This window comes from Pseudomonas sp. FW305-7 (genome assembly GCF_058786735.1).
This window is the reverse complement of the sequence record NZ_JBYSZA010000010.1, coordinates 1-19,613: the sequence shown is the minus strand read 5'-3', so window position 1 is coordinate 19,613 and position 19,613 is coordinate 1. Positions and strand designations below refer to the sequence as shown.

Sequence of the window (19,613 nt, the reverse complement as noted above, 5' to 3'; positions counted from 1 at the left end):
GGCCACGGCAGTCGGATGCTTGATCGCAACCCCTTGATTGAGAGTCTCTTATGTTTCCCGAAAGCTTTACCTTTTCCATCGCCGACTGGGTCAACGGTTGGGTCGATTCGCTGGTGACCAACTACGGTGATGTGTTCCGCCACATCTCCGACACCCTGCTCTGGGCCATCGTCAATCTCGAGGGCCTGCTGCGCGCCGCGCCGTGGTGGTTGATGCTGGCGATTGTCGGTGTCGTCGCCTGGCATGCCACGCGCAAAGTCGTGACCACCGCTGTCATCGTCGGTCTGCTGTTCCTCGTTGGCGCTGTCGGCCTGTGGGACAAACTCATGCAGACCCTGGCGCTGATGATGGTCGCGACGATCATTTCGGTGCTGATCGGCATTCCGCTGGGGATCCTCTCGGCGCGCAGCAATCGCCTGCGTTCGGTACTGATGCCGCTGCTCGACATCATGCAGACCATGCCAAGTTTCGTGTACCTGATTCCGGTGCTGATGCTGTTCGGCCTGGGCAAGGTGCCGGCGATTTTTGCCACGGTGATTTACGCCGCACCGCCGCTGATCCGCCTGACCGATCTGGGCATTCGCCAGGTCGACGGCGAAGTCATGGAAGCGATCAATGCGTTCGGCGCCAATCGCTGGCAGCAACTGTTTGGCGTGCAACTGCCGCTGGCCCTGCCGAGCATCATGGCCGGGATCAACCAGACCACCATGATGGCCCTGTCGATGGTGGTAATCGCCTCGATGATCGGTGCCCGGGGCCTGGGTGAAGATGTGCTGGTGGGGATTCAGACCCTCAACGTCGGACGCGGTCTTGAGGCCGGTCTGGCGATCGTGATTCTCGCAGTGGTCATCGACCGCATTACTCAGGCGTACGGTCGGCCACGGCATGAGGTGAGCAAATGAGCAACGCAACCGTGAGCAAGATCGAAGTCAAAAACGTCTTCAAGATTTTCGGCAACCGCGCCAAGGACGCCTTGGCCATGGTCGGCCAGGGCAAGACCAAGGATCAGGTGCTGAGCGAAACCGGTTGTGTGGTCGGCGTCAACGACCTGTCGCTGAGCATCGGCACCGGTGAAATCTTCGTGATCATGGGCCTGTCCGGCTCCGGCAAATCGACGCTGGTGCGCCACTTCAATCGTCTGATCGACCCGACCAGCGGCGCGATTCTGGTCGACGGTGTGGACATCCTGCAATACGACATGGAAGCCCTGCGCGAATTTCGCCGGCACAAGATCAGCATGGTGTTCCAGAGCTTCGGCCTGCTGCCGCACAAGACCGTACTCGACAACGTTGCCTACGGCCTGAAGGTGCGCGGCGAGAGCAAGCAAATGTGCTCGGAGCGTGCGCTGCACTGGATCAACACCGTGGGCCTTAAAGGCTACGAAAACAAATACCCGCACCAGCTCTCCGGCGGCATGCGTCAGCGTGTCGGCCTGGCCCGCGCCTTGGCGGCGGACACCGACATCATCCTGATGGACGAAGCGTTCAGTGCGCTGGATCCGCTGATCCGCGCCGAGATGCAGGATCAGTTGCTGGAGCTGCAAAAGACTCTGCACAAGACCATCGTTTTCATCACCCACGACCTTGATGAGGCGGTGCGTATCGGCAATCGCATTGCGATTCTCAAGGATGGGCGGCTGATTCAGGTCGGTACGCCGCGCGAGATCCTGCATTCGCCGGCGGATGAGTACGTTGACCGGTTCGTGCAGCGGCGTGCTGCGGTGGTTTGATCTGAATAGTGCATTGCACTGACTGGCCCCATCGCTGGCAAGCCAGCTCCCACAGGGATTGTGTGAGCCCTGAGGGCTGCCAGGCCCGATTTCTACAGAGATTGTGTGAACACTGGAGATCCTGTGGGAGCTGGCTTGCCAGCGATGGGGCCAGTGAAGCTGCATCAATATTACGGTTGAGGTTTTAGATGTCCCAGGCTGAAAAAATCATCATCACCGGCGTCCCCCTGCGTTGGCAGGACGTGGTCGCCGTCGCCCGTCACGGTGCACAACTTGAGCTGTCGAGCGACACCTGGGCGCGCATCGAAAACGCCCAAGGCATCGTTCAGCGCATCGTCGAAAGCGGCGAGCGCGCCTATGGCGTCAACACCGGTCTGGGCGGCTTGTCCAACGTCTCGCTGCAAGACGAACAACTCAGCCAGCTCTCGCGCAACACACTGCTCAGCCACGCCTGCGGCGTCGGCCCGGTACTGCCCGACGAGCAGACCCGCGCCATCATCTGCGCGGCGATCCACAACTACAGCCACGGCAAATCCGGCATTCATCGGCGTGTCGTCGAAGCGTTGCTGGCGCTGCTCAATCGCGGCATCACCCCGCAAGTGCCGTCGCAAGGTTCGGTGGGTTACCTGACCCACATGGCGCACATCGGCATTACGCTGCTCGGCGTCGGCAACGTCAGCTATCGCGGGCAGATCACCTCTGCACAACAGGCGCTGGCCGAAGAAGGCCTGCAACAGGTACAACTCGGTGCGAAGGACGGTTTGTGCCTGGTCAACGGCACACCATGCATGACCGGCCTCAGCTGTCTGGCAATTGCCGACGCCAGGCGACTGGTGCATTGGGCCGACGTGATTGGTGCCATGAGCTTTGAAGCCCAGCGCGGTCAGATCGACGCGTTCGATGCCGAGATCATCGCGCTGAAACCACACCCGGGCATGCAGCACGTCGGCGTCAACCTGCGTGCATTGCTCGATGGCAGTGAAGTGATTGCGTCGAGCAAAGGCATTCGTACTCAGGATGCGCTGAGCATTCGCTCGATCCCGCAAGTGCACGGTGCTGCACGCGATCAACTGGATCACGCCATCAAACAAGTCGAAGCCGAACTCAACGGCTGCACCGACAACCCGCTGTTGCTCGGTACGCCGGACAACTTCCGCGTCATGTCGCAAGCCAACCCGCACGGCCAATCTGTGGCGATGGCGGCGGACTTGTTGGCGATTGCCATGGCCGAAATCGGCTCGATTGCCGAGCGCCGTCTCGATCGCTTGGTGAATCCGCACGTCAGCGGTCTGCCGGCGTTTCTGGTGGCCAATCCGGGGGTGAACTCGGGGATGATGATCGTGCAATACGTCGCCGCGTCGCTGTGTGCGGAAAACCGCCAATTGGCGCAACCGGCGGTGCTCGACAACTACATCACCTCAGGCCTTCAGGAAGACCATCTGAGCATGGGCACCAACGCCGCGCTGAAGCTGCATCGCGCATTGGAAAACTGCACGCAGATCCTCGCCATCGAATATCTGCTGGCGGCGCAGGCGTTTGAATTCCTCAAGGAGCAACGCTTCGGTGCGGGCACTGACCGGGCGTGGCGACTGCTGCGCGAAACGGTCCCGGCCTACGATCAGGATCGCTGGCTGGCGCCGGATATCGCCGCCGCCGCAAGCGTTCTGAAAAACCCGAATTCGCTGCACAACGTATTACCGAATCTGCACTGACAATACCCATACCAGCGTGCCAAGGCGCGGATCGCTCAGAAGGCGAGAGGCGACGGATAACGGAATGCTCCGGAGCGACTGGTAGTTAATAACAAACTCTCAAAAGGAGCATTTAAATGACTGCGCTGAACCTGATTCCCGGCCAACTGAGCCTGGCCCAACTGCGTGACGTTTATCAGAACCCGGTCAAGCTGAGCCTCGACAACAGCGCTTCCGCGCAGATCGAGGCCAGCGTCGCTTGCGTTGAACAGATCCTCGCCGAGAACCGCACCGCCTACGGCATCAACACCGGTTTCGGCCTGCTGGCCTCGACCCGCATCGCCAGTGAAGACCTGGAAAACCTCCAGCGCTCGCTGGTGTTGTCCCACGCCGCCGGCGTTGGCCAACCGATCAGTGATGACCTGGTGCGGCTGATCATGGTGCTCAAGGTCAACAGCCTCAGCCGTGGTTTCTCCGGCATCCGCCGTGTGGTGATCGATGCGCTGATTGCACTGATCAACGCCGAGGTTTATCCGCACATTCCGCTGAAAGGTTCGGTCGGTGCCTCGGGTGACCTCGCGCCATTGGCGCACATGTCGCTGGTGCTGCTGGGCGAGGGCAAGGCGCGCTACAAGGGCGAGTGGATGGAAGCCACCGAAGCGCTGAAAGTCGCCGGTCTGACACCGCTGACACTGGCGGCGAAAGAAGGCCTGGCGCTGCTCAACGGCACGCAGGTTTCCACGGCATTTGCGCTGCGTGGTTTGTTTGAGGGTGAAGATCTGTTTGCCGGCGCGATTGCGCTGGGCGGTCTGACGGTCGAAGCGGTGCTGGGTTCGCGTTCGCCATTCGATGCGCGGATCCACGCGGCTCGCGGCCAGAAAGGCCAGATCGATGCTGCCGCTGCCTACCGCGATCTGCTCGGCGAGCGCAGCGAAGTCTCCGACTCGCACCAGAACTGCGAGAAGGTTCAAGACCCGTACTCGCTGCGCTGTCAGCCACAAGTCATGGGCGCGTGCCTGACCCAGTTCCGCCAGGCTGCCGAAGTACTGGCCGTTGAAGCCAACGCCGTGTCGGATAACCCGTTGGTGTTTGCCGCCGAAGGCGATGTGATTTCCGGCGGCAACTTCCACGCCGAACCGGTGGCCATGGCGGCTGACAACATGGCGCTGGCCATCGCCGAAATCGGCTCGCTGAGTGAGCGCCGCATCTCGCTGATGATGGACAAACACATGTCGCAACTGCCGCCGTTCCTGGTGGCCAATGGCGGCGTGAATTCTGGCTTCATGATTGCCCAGGTGACTGCGGCAGCACTGGCCAGCGAGAACAAGGCGCTGTCCCATCCACATTCGGTGGACAGTTTGCCGACTTCGGCCAACCAGGAAGACCACGTGTCGATGGCCCCGGCGGCTGGCAAGCGTCTGTGGGAAATGGCCGAGAACACCCGCGGGATTCTCGCGGTGGAATGGTTGGCGGCGGTGCAGGGGCTGGATCTGCGTAATGGTCTGAAAACCTCGGCCAAGCTGGAAAAGGCTCGAGCGATTCTGCGTAAGGAAGTGCCGTTCTATGAGAAGGACCGCTTCTTTGCGCCGGACATCAATGCGGCGACTGAGTTGTTGGCTTCGCGGTGCCTGACCGCGCTGGTTCCGGCGAAATTGCTGCCTAGCCTTTAACCCTACCCACTGATCGTTCCCACGCTCTGCGTGGGCATGCCTCAAGGGACGCTCCGCGTCCAGTGACGCGGAGCGTCACGGGCTGCATTCCCACGCAGAGCGTGGGAACGATCATCAATCCAAACGGAGGCCAACAGTGAAAACCCTCTGGCAACACTGCCACGTCGCAACCATGGCGCAGGGCGTCTACTCGATCATCGAAGACGCGGCCATCGTGACGTCCGGTGCGCTCATCGAGTGGATCGGCCCGCGCAATCAATTGCCCTCCGGCGAATACCCGGCGGTCAATGACCTGCAAGGTGCGTGGGTCACCCCCGGTCTGATCGACTGCCACACCCATACGGTGTTCGGCGGCAACCGCAGCGGCGAATTCGAAAAGCGCCTGCAAGGCGTCAGCTATGCCGAGATCGCCGCGCAGGGTGGCGGCATCGCCAGCACCGTGCGCGCGACTCGCGAAGCGACTGAAGACGAGCTGTTCGCCAGCGCCGCCAAGCGTCTGAAAAGCCTGATGCGCGACGGCGTGACCACAGTCGAAATGAAGTCCGGCTACGGCCTCGATCTGGCCAACGAACGCAAGATCCTCCGAGTGATTCGTCGCTTGGAAAAAGAGCTGCCGATCAGCGTGCGCAGCACCTGTCTGGCCGCTCACGCGTTGCCACCGGAATACAAGGATCGCGCTGACGATTACATCGATCTGATCTGCACCGAGATGCTGCCGGCATTGGCCGCCGAAGGGCTGGTCGATGCGGTGGATGCGTTCTGCGAATACCTGGCGTTCTCGCCGGATCAGGTCGAACGTGTGTTTATCGCTGCACAGAAACTCGGTCTGCCGGTGAAACTGCACGCCGAACAGCTGTCGTCGCTGCACGGCTCCAGCCTCGCCGCACGCTACAAGGCGCTGTCCGCCGATCACCTGGAATTCATGGACGAAGCCGACGCCATCGCCATGGCCGAATCCGACACCGTCGCGGTGTTGCTGCCGGGGGCGTTCTACTTTCTGCGTGAAACCCAACTCCCGCCGATGGACGCCCTGCGCAAACATAAAGTGAAGATCGCCATCGCCAGCGACCTCAACCCCGGCACCTCGCCGGCGCTGTCGTTGCGCCTGATGTTGAACATGGCCTGCACCTGTTTCCGCATGACCCCGGAAGAAGCCTTGGCCGGTGCGACGATTCACGCCGCGCAAGCGCTGGGCATGGCTGATACCCACGGTTCGCTGGAAGTCGGCAAGGTCGCGGATTTTGTTGCCTGGCACATCGATCGTCTGGCGGATCTGGCTTATTGGCTCGGTGGTGATCTGGACAAACGCGTCGTGCGTCACGGCGTTGAATCAAGTCTGTAGGAGAGCGGTTGTGGATAAGGTTCTGAGTTTCAAACAAGGACGCGTGCCGCTGCTGATCAGCATGCCTCACGCGGGTCTGCGCCTGACGCCTGCGGTCGAGGCCGGGCTGATCGCGGACGCGAAAAGCCTGCCGGACACTGACTGGCATATTCCGCAGCTTTACGATTTCGCTGAAGAGCTGGGCGCCAGCACCCTGGCTGCCGAATATTCGCGCTTCGTCATCGACCTGAATCGTCCGTCCGATGACAAACCGCTGTACGTCGGCGCCACCACCGGGTTGTACCCGGCGACCTTGTTCGATGGCATCCCGCTGTTCAAGGAAGGGTTGGAGCCTTCGAAAGAAGAGCGCGCGACGTATCTGGAACAGATCTGGACGCCGTATCACCGCACCTTGCAGGAAGAGTTGGCGCGGCTGAAGGCTGAGTTTGGCTACGCGCTGCTGTTCGATGCGCATTCGATCCGCTCGATCATCCCGCACCTGTTCGACGGCAAGCTGCCGGACTTCAACCTCGGCACCTTCAACGGCGCCAGTTGCGATCCACAGTTGGCCACGCAACTGGAAGCGATCTGCGCGCGTCACGACGATTACAGCCATGTGCTCAACGGGCGCTTCAAGGGCGGCCACATCACCCGTCATTACGGCAACCCGGCCGAGAACATTCACGCTGTGCAACTGGAACTGGGCCAGTGCACGTATATGGAAGAGTTCGAACCGTTCCGCTATCGCCCTGACCTGGCCGAGCCGACGCGGGTGGTACTCAAGGAGCTGCTGCAGCACTATCTGGCCTGGGCAAAGTCTCACTACACCGCATAACCCCCTGTGGGAGCGAGCCTGCTCGCGAAGGCGTCCGGTCAGCCAATATTTGCGTTGACTGACACACCGCATTCGCGAGCAGGCTCGCTCCCACAGGTTTTGTATGCAGCAGAAAAATTTGCGGTAGTGCACAGGCATGCTCATTGACGTAAATCGGGTTTATGATGCCCAACGGCAGAATAATAGAAGTCCCCCCAGGGATGACCTCGACCCCTTACGGAGCGCGCAATGCAGACTTTGTTTCCGCAGATCAAACCTCACGCCCGGCACGATCTGGCTGTCGACGACACCCATACGCTGTACGTCGACGAAAGCGGTTCGCCGGAGGGTTTGCCGGTGGTGTTCATCCACGGCGGTCCCGGCGCCGGTTGCGACGCGCAAAGCCGTCGCTATTTCGATCCGAACCTGTATCGCATTGTCACCTTCGACCAGCGCGGTTGCGGCCGCTCCACCCCGCACGCCAGCCTGGAAAACAACACCACCTGGGATCTGGTCGCCGACCTTGAGCGCATCCGCAAACACCTGGGCATCGATAAATGGGTGCTGTTTGGCGGCTCGTGGGGTTCGACCCTGGCGCTGGCCTATGCGCAAACTCACCCGGAGCGTGTGCATGGCCTGATCCTGCGTGGGATCTTTCTCTGCCGTCCGCAGGAAATCGAATGGTTCTACCAGGCTGGTGCCAGCCGTCTGTTCCCCGATTACTGGCAGGACTACATCGCACCGATTCCGTTGGACGAGCGCGATGATCTGCTCAGCGCGTTCCACAAACGCCTGACCGGCAACGACCAGATCGCCCAAATGCACGCCGCCAAGGCCTGGTCGACCTGGGAAGGGCGCACCGCGACCCTGCGGCCGAACCCGCTGGTGGTCGATCGTTTCTCCGAACCGCAACGCGCCTTGTCGATTGCGCGGATCGAATGCCACTACTTCACCAACAATGCGTTCCTTGAGCCGAATCAACTGATTCGCGACATGGGCAAGATTGCTCACCTGCCGGGCGTGATCATTCACGGCCGTTACGATGTGATCTGCCCGCTCGACAATGCCTGGGAATTGCACCAGGCCTGGCCGAACAGTGAGCTGCAGGTCATTCGCGATGCCGGCCATGCCGCGTCCGAACCGGGTATCACCGATGCGTTGGTGCGTGCGGCCGGCCAAATGGCCCGGCGCCTGCTCGACTTGCCGCCCGAAGAAGCATGAAGGGGCTTTTACAGCGCGTACGCGGTGCGCGGGTTGAAGTGGCGGGAGAGGTGGTTGGCGCGGTAGACCAGGGTTTGCTGGTGCTGGTGGCGGTCGAACCCGACGACACGCGTGCCAGCGCCGACAAACTTCTGCATAAGCTGCTTAACTATCGTGTATTCAGCGACGCCGAGGGCAAGATGAATTTGTCCCTGGCGGATGTTGGTGGCGGGTTGCTGCTGGTCTCTCAGTTCACCCTGGCTGCCGACACCAAAAGCGGGTTACGCCCAAGCTTTTCCACCGCGGCGCCACCGGCCCTTGGCGAGGAATTGTTCGACTATCTATTAGGCAAAGCGAAACAGGTGCATGGCACTGTGGCATCAGGTAGATTCGGCGCCGATATGCAGGTGCATTTGGTCAACGATGGCCCGGTTACCTTTTTGTTACAGACCTGAAAGCGCCTGAAACACCTTTTTAGGAAATTTCGACTGTTTTTAGGGTGTTTTCGCGATAAATACTTTGTTACCCCTGATGCGTTGTCATGCGGGCTACTAGATAATCGCGCGCTACGGGGATCAGCGTTCGTTGGTCCATTTTGACTTAGGTAGAGACTTGTCCGGATCCGATTGGGGAATCATTTTGCCCCAGCGGAGTCGGAACAATGCTCGCCAACCTGGCATATAGATAGCTGGCCGTTGGTTTATTGATCTGTTTTCGGCGAGGGTTGCTCGTGATTGTTAGTCCCTGTAATGCAGCAAAAATGTCTGCCAAACGCATGCGAAGTGCCCTGGTAGCGGGTTCGGCGCTCCTGTGCCTGCTCAGCGCCGGTCAGCTTTGGGCGTTCAATCTTGACGATGTATCGACCAAGGCCAAAGAGCTGGCCGGGCAGAAATTCGAAGCCCCGCGCAGCAACCTGCCGAACGAATTCCGCGACATGAAGTTCGCGGACTATCAGAAAATCCGCTTCCTCACCGAAAAGGCTGAGTGGGCTGATCAGAAGACCCCGTTCAAACTGTCCTTCTATCACCAGGGTATGCACTTCGATACACCGGTGAAAATCAACGAAATCACGGCGAACACCGTCGAAGAGATCAAATATGATCCGACGCGCTTCGATTTCGGCGACCTTAAATTCGATCCGAAAGCTACCGAACAACTGGGTTATGCCGGTTTCCGTGTGCTGTATCCGATCAACAAGGCCGACAAGCAAGACGAAATCATGACCATGCTCGGCGCGAGTTACTTCCGCGTTGTCGGCAAGGGCCATACCTACGGCCTCTCGGCGCGTGGTCTGGCGATTGATACCGCGCTGCCATCGGGCGAAGAATTCCCGCGTTTCCGCGAGTTCTGGATTCAACAGCCGAAGCCGGGCGACAAGCATCTGGTAATTTTCGCGCTGCTCGACTCGCCGCGCGCTACCGGTGCCTATCGTCTTATCCTGCGTCCGGGCAGCGACACCATTGTTGACGTCAAGGCGCAGGTGTTCCTGCGTGACAAGGTCGGCAAACTGGGCATCGCGCCGCTGACCAGCATGTTCCTGTTCGGCGCCAACCAGCCGTCGAAAGTCCTCAACTATCGTCGTGAACTGCACGACTCCAGTGGTCTGTCGATCCATGCCGGTAACGGCGAGTGGATCTGGCGTCCGCTGAACAACCCGAAACACCTGGCCGTGAGCAACTTCAGCGTCGAGAACCCGCGTGGTTTCGGTCTGCTGCAACGTGGCCGCGACTTCAGCCACTACGAAGACCTCGACGACCGCTACGACAAGCGCCCAAGCGCCTGGATCGAGCCGAAGGGCGAGTGGGGCAAGGGCACTGTTGATCTGGTAGAAATTCCGACCGCCGACGAAACCAACGACAACATCGTTGCGTTCTGGAGCCCGGAAACCATGCCGGAGCCAGGCAAGCCGCTGGACTTCGCCTACCGTCTGCACTGGACCATGGACGAAGCGGCGATTCACGCGCCGGACAGCGCCTGGGTTTCGCAGACCCTGCGTTCGACCGGTGACGTCAAGCAATCGAACCTGATCCGTCAGCCGGATGGCAGCGTTGCCTACCTGGTCGACTTCGAAGGTCCATCGCTGGCGGCGCTGACCCCGGACGCCGACGTTCGCAGCCAGGTCAGTGTTGGCGACAACGCCGAACTGGTTGAAAACAGCGTGCGCTACAACCCGGAAACCAAGGGCTGGCGTTTGACCCTGCGGATGAAAATCAAGGACGCGAGCAAGTCGACCGAGATGCGTGCCGCACTGGTTCAGCCTGTCGTGACCGCCGATCTGGCCAAGTCTTCGGTGCCGGCGTCCAATTCGTCCGTCGCCAAGGCCGACAAGGTTGCCGCCAAGCAACAAGAGAAACTCGACAAGGAAGCCAAGGCCGCCGAGGCCAAACAGGCTGACGCCAAGCCAGTAGCAGATGCCAAGGACAAGGCCAACAAAGACGCCAAGCAGCCAGCGGCTGCGGACGCGGCCCCAGCCACACCGGAATCGGCACCGACTGAAGAAGTCCTGACCGAGACCTGGAGCTATCAGTTGCCTGCCGATGAGTAACTCTCAAGTACAGCCAGAGACTCTGTCCGAGTACCTGGCGCATCTGCCGATGACCGACGAGCAGCGCGCGGAACTCGCGGGCTGCCAGTCGTTCAGCGAGCTGCACCAACGCTTGTCGTCCTCGACGTTCGACGCCCCTGCCGAAGCCGCCCAGGCTTCGGTGGGCAAGCGCCTGACCCTGAGCACTGCCGAAGAGCTCGAGGAAGCGGAAATGCTGGTGCTCGACGCCAGCGGTCGGGTCAGTCTCAAAGCGACACCGCCGATCCGTCGGACCAAAGTCGTGCCAGAGCCATGGCGCACCAACATTCTGGTGCGTGGCTGGCGTCGTCTGACTGGTCGCACGAACCCGCCACAACCGCCGAAGGATGAGAACGTCCTGCCGGCCGCGCGCTGGCGCACGGTCGGTTCGATCCGCCGCTACATTCTGTTGCTGCTGATGCTCGGCCAGACCATCGTCGCCGGTTGGTACATGAAAGGCATCATGCCGTACCAGGGCTGGTCGTTCGTCGATCTCGATGAAGTCCTGCATCAACCGTTGCTGCAAACCGCCACACAAGTGCTGCCGTATGCGCTGCAAACCAGCATCCTGATTCTGTTCGGGATTCTGTTCTGCTGGGTCTCGGCCGGTTTCTGGACTGCACTGATGGGCTTCCTCGAGTTGCTCACCGGTCACGATAAATACCGCATCTCCGGCAAAAGCGCCGGCAACGAGCCGATTGCCAAAGACGCGCGTACCGCGCTGGTGATGCCGATCTGCAACGAAGACGTGCCGCGTGTGTTCGCCGGTCTGCGGGCAACGTTCGAATCGGTTGCCGCCACCGGTGATCTGGATCGCTTCGACTTCTTCGTGTTGAGTGACAGTAACGACACTGACATCTGCGTGGCCGAGCAACAGGCCTGGCTGGACGTCTGCCGTGAAGCCAAAGGCTTCGGCAAGATCTTCTATCGTCGTCGTCGCCGTCGGGTGAAACGCAAGAGCGGCAACCTCGACGACTTCTGCCGTCGTTGGGGCGGTGACTACAAGTACATGGTTGTGCTCGACGCCGACTCGGTGATGAGCGGCGAGTGCCTGACCAGTCTGGTGCGCCTGATGGAAGCCACGCCGGACGCCGGGATCATCCAGACCGCGCCGCGTGCGTCGGGCATGGACACCCTGTATGCACGCATGCAGCAGTTCGCCACCCGCGTATACGGCCCGCTGTTTACCGCCGGTCTGCACTTCTGGCAGTTGGGTGAATCCCACTACTGGGGTCACAACGCGATCATCCGCATGAAGCCGTTCATCGACCACTGCGCCTTGGCGCCGTTGCCGGGTAAAGGTGCGTTCTCCGGTGCGATCCTGTCTCACGACTTCGTTGAAGCCGCGCTGATGCGTCGTGCCGGTTGGGGCGTGTGGATTGCCTACGACCTGCCGGGCAGCTACGAAGAACTGCCGCCGAACCTGCTGGATGAACTCAAGCGTGACCGTCGCTGGTGCCACGGCAACCTGATGAACTTCCGTCTGTTCCTGGTCAAAGGCATGCACCCGGTGCACCGTGCGGTATTCCTCACCGGTGTGATGTCTTACCTGTCGGCGCCGTTGTGGTTCTTCTTTCTGGTGCTGTCGACCGCGCTGTTGGCGGTGAACACGCTGATGGAGCCGCAGTACTTCCTTGAGCCGCGTCAGCTCTATCCGTTGTGGCCACAATGGCACCCGGACAAGGCGATCGCGCTGTTCTCGACGACCATCGTGCTGCTGTTCCTGCCGAAACTGTTGAGCATCATCCTGATCTGGGCCAAGGGCGCGAAAGAGTTCGGCGGCAAGTTCAAGGTGACTCTGTCGATGCTGCTGGAGATGCTGTTCTCCATGCTGCTGGCGCCGGTGCGGATGATTTTCCACACCCGTTTCGTCCTCGCCGCGTTCCTCGGCTGGGCCGCAACCTGGAATTCGCCGCAACGTGACGACGACTCGACGCCATGGAGCGAAGCGGTCAAGCGCCACGGCCCGCAAACCTTGCTGGGTTTCTGCTGGGCGCTGCTGGTGATCTGGCTGAACCCGAGCTTCCTGTGGTGGCTGGTGCCGATCGTCGGTTCGCTGATGCTGTCGATTCCGGTGTCGGTGATTTCCAGCCGTGTCGGTCTGGGCCTCAAATCCCGTGACGAGAGCCTGTTTCTCATCCCCGAGGAATACAATCCGCCACAGGCGCTGCTGGCGACCGATCAGTACACCCATGAAAATCGTTACCACGCGCTGAATGACGGTTTTGTCCGCGCGGTGGTCGATCCGCAGCAGAACGCCTTGGCGTGCTCGCTGGCGACTTCCCGTCACGGTCAGGCCGAGCCGATCGAGTGGCTGCGTCAGGAGCGTGTTCGCCACGCGATCAAGGTTGGCCCTGCGGGGCTGAACAACCATGATCGTCTGCAACTGCTGAGCGACCCGGTTGCTCTGGCGCGCTTGCACGAGCAGGTCTGGGCCGAGGGTCACGCCGAGTGGCTGGATGCCTGGCGGGCTTCGGTGAAAGCCGATCCGCATGCGCCGCTGTTGCCGTTGCGACCGGTGAGCCTGCAGGCTCAACCGGCCTGATGAAGAAACCCCGCGAAAGCGGGGTTTTTTTTGCCCTGACGACAGCGGGCGCTGATCTGCAATCAATCAAAAAACCTTGTGCAAACGGACGAGTGCGTTAGCATCCGTCCCCGAATTGGCGCACCCGGGCAATCTTGCCCGCCTCTGTTGGTTTTCGCGCCGCAAACGCAATGGTTTTGGGGACTTGAAGATGAAGAAGTATCTGTCGATGCTGCTGGTCGGCGTCACGGCACTGGTTGCAGTCAATGCGGCGCACGCTGGCGCAATCGATGACGCGGTCAAGCGCGGCACCTTGAAAGTCGGCATGGATCCGACCTACATGCCGTTCGAAATGACCAACAAGCGCGGCGAAATCATCGGTTTCGAAGTCGACATCCTCAAAGCCATGACCAAGGCCATGGGCGTCAAGCTGGAGCTGGTCTCCACCGGTTACGACGGGATCATCCCGGCGCTGATGACCGACAAGTTCGACATGATCGGCAGCGGCATGACCCTGACCCAGGAACGCAACCTGCGCCTGAACTTCAGCGAACCGTTCATCGTTGTCGGCCAGACCCTGCTGATCCGCAAGGAGCTGGAAGGCACCATCAAGTCCTATAAAGACCTGAACACCGCCGACTACCGCATCACCTCCAAACTCGGCACCACCGGTGAGATGGTCGCCAAGAAGCTGATCGCCAAAGCCAAGTACCACGGCTACGACAACGAGCAGGAAGCCGTGCTCGACGTGGTCAACGGCAAGGCTGATGCCTTCATCTACGACGCGCCGTACAACGTTGTGGCGGTGAACAAGGTCGGCGCCGGCAAACTGGTGTTCCTCGACAAACCGTTCACCTACGAACCTTTGGCCTTCGGCTTGAAGAAGGGTGACTACGACAGCATCAACTTCATCAACAACTTCCTGCACCAGATTCACGAAGACGGCACCTACGATCGCATCCATGACAAGTGGTTCAAGAGCACCGAGTGGCTCAAGGACATGGAATAACACTCGGTCAGTTAGACCGAGTCGCCTCAATCGCGGGCAAGCCCGCTCCCACAGGTTTAGCGGCGAACACAAAATTTATGTTCACCGCTAAACCTGTGGGAGCGGGCTTGCCCGCGATGAGGCCCTTCCAGGCGACACAGAATTCGGAAACTGTAAAACAGATGAAACATAAAAAAGCCCAATGGCCCTGGCACGTCCTCACCGTGCTGGTGCTGATCGGCCTGGCTGGCGCGTTGTACTACGCGACGTCGCTGATGTCCTACGAATGGCGCTGGAACCGTGTGCCGCAGTACTTCGCCTATCAGGCCGAGGAAACCCAGCGCGCCGCCGACATTTCCACCGTCAGCGAACTGGTGCGCAAGGGCGGCAGCGCGCAGGTCACCCTGCGCAACGACGCCGGTGACGAGCAGCACCTGACCGTCGACGAAAACAGCCTGCAATTCGCTCAGGGCGACGATGTGGCCGAAGGCGACGTCGTGGGTGTGACCCGGCATTGGGCCGCAGGACCGCTGCTGTGGGGGCTGTGGACGACGCTTTGGCTGTCGGTGGTCTCCGGGATTCTGGGGCTGCTGATCGGTCTGGTCACCGGGCTTTGCCGCTTGTCGAGCAACCCGACCCTGCGCGACCTGTCGAGCATCTACGTCGAACTGGTGCGCGGCACGCCGCTGCTGGTGCAGATCTTCATTTTCTACTTCTTCATCGGCACGGTGATGAACCTGTCCCGCGAGTTCGCCGGGATCGCTGCACTGTCGCTGTTCACTGGAGCCTATGTGGCGGAGATCATCCGTTCCGGCGTGCAATCGATTGCCCGTGGCCAGAACGAAGCCGCCCGTTCGCTCGGTCTGAGTGCCGGTCAATCGATGCGCCACGTGGTGCTGCCGCAAGCATTCAAACGCGTGCTGCCGCCGCTGGCCGGGCAGTTCATCAGTCTGGTCAAGGACACCTCGCTGGTGTCGGTGATCGCGATTACCGAGCTGCTGAAAAGCGGTCGTGAAGTCATCACTACTTCGTTCTCGCCGTTCGAGATTCTGTTCTGCGTCGCCGGTCTGTACCTGTTGATCAACCTGCCGCTGTCGAAAATCGCCAGCCGGCTTGAGCGGAGGCTCGCGCAAAGTGATTGAAGTCCGCGATCTGGTAAAAGTCTTCGACACCCGTGGCCAGGTGGTGCGGGCTGTGGATAACGTCACCACCTCAGTCGCCAAGGGCGAAGTGCTGGTGGTGATCGGCCCGTCCGGTTCCGGCAAATCGACCTTCCTGCGCTGCCTCAATGGCCTGGAAGAGTTTGACTCCGGCTCGGTGAGCATCGACGGCCTGCAACTGGCCGACCCGAAAACCGACGTCAACGCCTACCGCCGCGAAGTCGGCATGGTGTTCCAGCATTTCAACCTGTTCCCGCACATGACCGTGCTGGAAAACCTCTGTCTGGCGCAGAAAGTCGTGCGCAAGCGCGGCAAGAAAGAGCGCGAAGCCAAGGCCATGGAGTTGCTGAAAAAGGTCGGTATTGCGCAGAAGGCCAACGAGTTTCCGTCACGCCTGTCCGGCGGTCAGCAGCAGCGCGTGGCGATTGCCCGGGCGCTGGCGATGGAGCCGAAGGTCATGCTGTTCGATGAGCCGACTTCGGCGCTCGACCCGGAAATGGTCGGCGAGGTGCTGGATGTGATGAAAAACCTGGCCGTGGAAGGCATGACCATGGTCTGCGTCACCCACGAGATGGGCTTCGCCCGGGAAGTGGCGGATCGGGTGTTGTTCTTCGATCACGGCAAATTGCTCGAAGATGCCTCGCCCGCTGAGTTCTTTGATGCGCCGAAGGATCCGCGCGCTCAGGCCTTTTTGCGTCAGGTTCTGTAACTGCGGCGTACTCTCGGACGCCATCGCTGGCAAGCCAGCTCCCACAGTGAGCGGGTTGAACACAACCTATGTGTTCGACACAAATCCTGTGGGAGCTGTCTTGCCAGCGATAGCATCACTTCGGTCCCAAGAGAACCGAGGCAGATGAGTTACCTCAAACCTTGAATCGGCCGACCAGCATTTGCAGGTGAGTACCAAGGCGCGCCAGCTCAACACTCGACGCTGCCGTCTCCTCACTCGCTGCCGAGGTCTGATCCGACACATCCCGCACATTCAGCACGCTACGGTTGATCTCTTCCGCCACTGCGCTCTGCTGTTCGGCTGCTGCGGCAATCTGCTGGTTCATCGCCTGAATCGCCGACACCGTGCGGGTGATGCTTTCCAGCGAGCCGCCGGCGCGACGGGTCAGCTCTACGCTGCTGTCGGTCAGGGTGCGGCTGTTGTCCATGATCGTCGCCACCTGCTGGGTACCGTTTTGCAGGCCGACGATCAGCTCTTCGATTTCTTCGGTGGACTTCTGCGTGCGCTGGGCGAGGCTACGCACCTCGTCGGCAACCACGGCGAAACCCCGTCCGGCTTCACCGGCTCGGGCGGCTTCGATCGCCGCGTTGAGGGCCAGCAGGTTGGTTTGCTGGGCCACGGATTTGATCACGTCGAGCACGCTGCCGATCTTGTCACTTTCGCGTTTCAGTTCGCCCATGGCTTCGGTGGAGTGACCCACTTCAGCGGCCAGGCGCTCGATCTGGGCGATGGCTTCACCGACGACTTTGTCGCCTTCGCGGGCCTGTTGGTCGGCGGCGACGGCGGCTTCTGAGGCTTCCTCGGCGTTGCGCGCAACTTCCTGCACGGTGGCGGCCATTTCGTTCATGGCGGTGGCGACCTGGTCTGTCTCGATCTTCTGATTGTTGACCCCGGCGCTGGTCTGCTCGGTGACCGCCGACAGCTCTTCGGCAGCGCTGGCGATTTGGGTGACGCCGTCGCTGATCCCGCCGATCAACTCGCGCAGGCCTTGGGTCATGCTCTGCATCGAACGTTGCAACTGACCGAGTTCATCGCGGCGCTGCGAGACCAGGTTGTGCGTGAGATCGCCGGCGGCAACACGCTCGGCAACTTTCAGGGTCTGGTTCAACGGAATGATGATCTGCCGGGTGATTGCCCACGCGGCCAGCAGGCCGAAGGCCACGGCCAGCAGGGTCGCGATGATCAGCATGTTCTTGGCGTGGGCGGCATCGGTGTCGCGCACCACGGTTTGGGATTCGGTGAGCTTTTTGCTGACGTCGAGCAGGATGTCGCCCTGAGTCGACATGCGCGCCTGGGCCTTGGCGCTATTGACCTGGGAGTCGCGGAACTGGGCGACTGCCGCACGGTAGGCCTTGATCGAGTCGGTGGCCTGTTGCAGGTTGGCGATGTGCTGTTCCGGCAGTTTCGCCGGCAGGCTTTCGAGGTTTTTCAGGGCATTGTCGATGGCGTCCAGCGCCGGTTGTTCGGCCTCGGCCTTGCCGCTGTAGGTGTAGCCGCGCACCTGATAGCGGGCCTGTTGCAGCAGTTTGCTCAGCTCGATCACGCTGTTGAATTGCGCGACGCTGTCGCCCTGCAGCACGGATTTTTCGACTTCGGAAACCTTGGCCACGGCGTTGTCGGCGCTGGCGCCGAGTTTGCTGCGGGCGTCTTCGCGTTGCACGGTGGCTTGGGTCATGTCGGCGAAAGCGCGTTTGTACTCGGCGACGGCTGCCAGTTGTTGATCGACCATCGCCGCATCGGACGGTTGTTCGATCAGGCTGCGAGCGGTTTGCAGGCCGCTATCGAGTTTGTTCAGCAACTCGGTAACCGCGCCCGGGCCTTGTTCGCCACGGCGTGCTTCATAGTCCAGGCGTGCCAGGCGCAAGTCCTTGGTCAGCTCGTTGAGGCTGGAGATGAAACCGAGCTTGTCGCCACGGCTGATGATGCCGCTCATGCCGGTCCAGCCGGTAAAGGTGATCAACAGCGTCAGCAACAGCACCAGGCCGAAACCGATTCCCAGCTTGCGTTTGACGCTGACGTTCCCAAGATTCTCGGCTAACCAACGGTACATGCGACGACTCCCCTCGGACCACTAATTGGACTTATGGGGACTGTATCGGCCGCATGATGGCAATCTGTAACACCATTTATCCGGGTGGGACGTGATCCTGTGGCGAGGGAGCTTGCTCCCGCTCGGCGGCGCAGCCGTCGTAAACGCCTGAATGCGGTGTGCCTGCAGAATGAAAAGCGCTGGCCGCTGCGCGCCCAAACGGGGGCAAGCCCCCTCGCCACAGGGATCGGTGTGGAATTTAGAACAGGCGCGCGAGCAGGGCGGTGACGGCGGTTTCGACGCGCAGGATGCGTTCGCCCAGTTGCACCGGTTGCAGGCCGGATTTGGCCAGCAGATCGATTTCGTAGGGAATCCAGCCACCCTCGGGGCCGATGGCCAGGGTCACCGGTTCGTTCAGCGCGCGCGGGCAGGGTGGGTAGTTGCCGGGGTGGCCGACCAGGCCGAGGGTGCCGTCGGTAATCGCCGGCAGCCGGTCTTCAACGAAAGGCTTGAAGCGCTTTTCGATGATGATCTCCGGGAGCACGGTGTCGCGTGCCTGTTCCAGACCGAGGATCAAATTTTCGCGAATCGCGTCAGGCTCAAGAAACGGCGTCTGCCAGAAACTCTTCTCGACCCGGTAGCTGTTGACCAGAATCACCTTGGACACGCCCATGGTCGCCACGGTCTGAAACACCCGACGGAGCATCTTCGGACGTGGCAGAGCGAGTACCAGGGTCAGCGGCAGCTTGGCCGGTGGTGGCTGATCGAGGCTGACGCGCAGCTCGGCTTCACCTGCTTCGAGGCGAAGCAGTTCGGCCGAACCCATCAGCCCATTGATCCGCCCGACGCGCAGGCTGTCACCGACTTCCGAGCGATGCACTTCCTGCATATGCGTCAAACGGCGATCACGCAGCACCACACGGTCGGCCGCAATGAAATCGGCCTCTTCGAGCAACAGCAGATTCATGCCTGGGTCGCTGGCGGCTGGTCGTTGTGATCGTCAGCGGTTTCGTCCGGGCGTTCGCGCTTGCTGATCAGGCCACCAAACAGAATGCCGATTTCAAATAGCATCCACATCGGCACCGCCAGCAGGGTCTGCGAGAAGATGTCCGGCGGGGTGAGGATCATGCCGACCACGAAGCAGCCGATGATCACGTACGGGCGGATCTTCTTCAGGTATTTGACGTCGACCAC

Annotated in this window: 16 protein-coding genes and 2 pseudogenes; 14 read left to right on the top strand and 4 right to left on the bottom strand. The window is 60.8% G+C overall.

From position 1 onward, the window contains the following. Window positions 1-50 precede the first annotated feature (50 nt). The 14 genes and pseudogenes from AC3WMT_RS14160 (at window position 51) to AC3WMT_RS14095 (ending at window position 16,369) form a co-directional block, all read left to right on the top strand. A complete protein-coding gene (locus tag AC3WMT_RS14160) occupies window positions 51-902 on the top strand; it encodes an ABC transporter permease (RefSeq protein WP_007949591.1) in 852 nt (283 codons plus the stop codon). Beyond that, window positions 899-1,729 carry a quaternary amine ABC transporter ATP-binding protein gene (locus AC3WMT_RS14155; protein WP_103304223.1) on the top strand — a complete coding sequence of 277 codons (831 nt, stop codon included), beginning with the start codon at window positions 899-901 and terminating at the stop codon, window positions 1,727-1,729. The genes AC3WMT_RS14160 and AC3WMT_RS14155 overlap by 4 nt, the downstream gene beginning before the upstream one ends. 188 nt (window positions 1,730-1,917) lie before the next feature. Then, window positions 1,918-3,441 carry an HAL/PAL/TAL family ammonia-lyase gene (locus tag AC3WMT_RS14150; protein WP_103304224.1) on the top strand — a complete coding sequence of 508 codons (1,524 nt, stop codon included), beginning with the start codon at window positions 1,918-1,920 and terminating at the stop codon, window positions 3,439-3,441. Window positions 3,442-3,557: 116 nt separating this feature from the next. Then, a complete protein-coding gene (gene hutH, locus AC3WMT_RS14145; RefSeq protein ID WP_103304225.1) occupies window positions 3,558-5,090 on the top strand; it encodes a histidine ammonia-lyase in 1,533 nt (510 codons plus the stop codon). A 136-nt stretch (window positions 5,091-5,226) separates the two neighbouring features. Next, window positions 5,227-6,432: an imidazolonepropionase gene (hutI, locus tag AC3WMT_RS14140; RefSeq protein WP_103304226.1), complete on the top strand. Its 1,206-nt coding sequence runs from the start codon at window positions 5,227-5,229 to the stop codon at window positions 6,430-6,432. Window positions 6,433-6,442: 10 nt separating this feature from the next. Next, window positions 6,443-7,246, top strand: a complete 804-nt coding sequence (hutG, locus tag AC3WMT_RS14135) for an N-formylglutamate deformylase (protein WP_103304227.1) — start codon at window positions 6,443-6,445, stop codon at window positions 7,244-7,246. Window positions 7,247-7,252: 6 nt separating this feature from the next. After that, window positions 7,253-7,375 (top strand): annotated as a pseudogene (locus AC3WMT_RS14130) (metal ABC transporter ATP-binding protein); the annotation flags it as partial. Between the two features lie 99 nt (window positions 7,376-7,474). Then, window positions 7,475-8,446: a prolyl aminopeptidase gene (pip, locus tag AC3WMT_RS14125; protein ID WP_103304228.1), complete on the top strand. Its 972-nt coding sequence runs from the start codon at window positions 7,475-7,477 to the stop codon at window positions 8,444-8,446. Continuing rightward, a complete protein-coding gene (gene dtd, locus AC3WMT_RS14120; RefSeq protein ID WP_103304229.1) occupies window positions 8,443-8,880 on the top strand; it encodes a D-aminoacyl-tRNA deacylase in 438 nt (145 codons plus the stop codon). The genes pip and dtd overlap by 4 nt, the downstream gene beginning before the upstream one ends. Before the next feature lie 305 nt (window positions 8,881-9,185). Further along, complete coding sequence (locus AC3WMT_RS14115; RefSeq protein ID WP_177431399.1) at window positions 9,186-10,970, top strand: glucan biosynthesis protein G; 1,785 nt, start codon at window positions 9,186-9,188, stop codon at window positions 10,968-10,970. Further along, complete coding sequence (gene mdoH / locus AC3WMT_RS14110) at window positions 10,963-13,533, top strand: glucans biosynthesis glucosyltransferase MdoH (RefSeq protein WP_103304230.1); 2,571 nt, start codon at window positions 10,963-10,965, stop codon at window positions 13,531-13,533. The genes AC3WMT_RS14115 and mdoH overlap by 8 nt, the downstream gene beginning before the upstream one ends. A 190-nt stretch (window positions 13,534-13,723) precedes the next feature. Continuing rightward, window positions 13,724-14,521, top strand: coding sequence for a transporter substrate-binding domain-containing protein (locus AC3WMT_RS14105; protein WP_103304231.1), 798 nt, complete (start codon window positions 13,724-13,726; stop codon window positions 14,519-14,521). A gap of 161 nt (window positions 14,522-14,682) precedes the next feature. After that, window positions 14,683-15,642, top strand: a complete 960-nt coding sequence (locus tag AC3WMT_RS14100) for an amino acid ABC transporter permease (RefSeq protein WP_103304232.1) — start codon at window positions 14,683-14,685, stop codon at window positions 15,640-15,642. Next, window positions 15,635-16,369 (top strand): amino acid ABC transporter ATP-binding protein, encoded by a 735-nt coding sequence (locus tag AC3WMT_RS14095; RefSeq protein WP_103304233.1) that lies wholly within the window; start codon window positions 15,635-15,637, stop codon window positions 16,367-16,369. Before AC3WMT_RS14100 ends, AC3WMT_RS14095 begins: the two co-directional genes overlap by 8 nt. Window positions 16,370-16,523: 154 nt before the next feature. On the opposite strand, the gene AC3WMT_RS14090 is transcribed toward AC3WMT_RS14095, so the two are convergent. The 4 genes and pseudogenes from AC3WMT_RS14090 to AC3WMT_RS14075 all read right to left on the bottom strand — a co-directional run. After that, window positions 16,524-17,237 (bottom strand): methyl-accepting chemotaxis protein, encoded by a 714-nt coding sequence (locus AC3WMT_RS14090; protein WP_407047289.1) that lies wholly within the window; start codon window positions 17,235-17,237, stop codon window positions 16,524-16,526. A 141-nt stretch (window positions 17,238-17,378) separates the two neighbouring features. After that, a pseudogene (locus tag AC3WMT_RS14085) lies at window positions 17,379-18,323 on the bottom strand (methyl-accepting chemotaxis protein); the annotation flags it as partial. A gap of 355 nt (window positions 18,324-18,678) precedes the next feature. After that, entirely contained in the window at window positions 18,679-19,386 is a 708-nt protein-coding gene (locus AC3WMT_RS14080; protein WP_103304235.1) for a 16S rRNA (uracil(1498)-N(3))-methyltransferase, read from the bottom strand. After that, on the bottom strand, window positions 19,383-19,613 hold a 231-nt coding region (locus AC3WMT_RS14075), incomplete at its 5' end, for a twin-arginine translocase subunit TatC (protein ID WP_177431400.1). The genes AC3WMT_RS14080 and AC3WMT_RS14075, both read right to left, overlap by 4 nt.

Coding starts and splice junctions, on each gene's coding strand:
- AC3WMT_RS14160 (WP_007949591.1), top strand. CDS start 51: ATGTTTCCCGAAAGCTTTACCTTTTCCATCGCCGACTGGGTCAACGGT.
- AC3WMT_RS14155 (WP_103304223.1), top strand. CDS start 899: ATGAGCAACGCAACCGTGAGCAAGATCGAAGTCAAAAACGTCTTCAAG.
- AC3WMT_RS14150 (WP_103304224.1), top strand. CDS start 1,918: ATGTCCCAGGCTGAAAAAATCATCATCACCGGCGTCCCCCTGCGTTGG.
- hutH (WP_103304225.1), top strand. CDS start 3,558: ATGACTGCGCTGAACCTGATTCCCGGCCAACTGAGCCTGGCCCAACTG.
- pip (WP_103304228.1), top strand. CDS start 7,475: ATGCAGACTTTGTTTCCGCAGATCAAACCTCACGCCCGGCACGATCTG.
- dtd (WP_103304229.1), top strand. CDS start 8,443: ATGAAGGGGCTTTTACAGCGCGTACGCGGTGCGCGGGTTGAAGTGGCG.
- AC3WMT_RS14115 (WP_177431399.1), top strand. CDS start 9,186: ATGTCTGCCAAACGCATGCGAAGTGCCCTGGTAGCGGGTTCGGCGCTC.
- mdoH (WP_103304230.1), top strand. CDS start 10,963: ATGAGTAACTCTCAAGTACAGCCAGAGACTCTGTCCGAGTACCTGGCG.
- AC3WMT_RS14105 (WP_103304231.1), top strand. CDS start 13,724: ATGAAGAAGTATCTGTCGATGCTGCTGGTCGGCGTCACGGCACTGGTT.
- AC3WMT_RS14100 (WP_103304232.1), top strand. CDS start 14,683: ATGAAACATAAAAAAGCCCAATGGCCCTGGCACGTCCTCACCGTGCTG.
- AC3WMT_RS14090 (WP_407047289.1), bottom strand. CDS start 17,237: ATGAACGAAATGGCCGCCACCGTGCAGGAAGTTGCGCGCAACGCCGAG.
- AC3WMT_RS14080 (WP_103304235.1), bottom strand. CDS start 19,386: ATGAATCTGCTGTTGCTCGAAGAGGCCGATTTCATTGCGGCCGACCGT.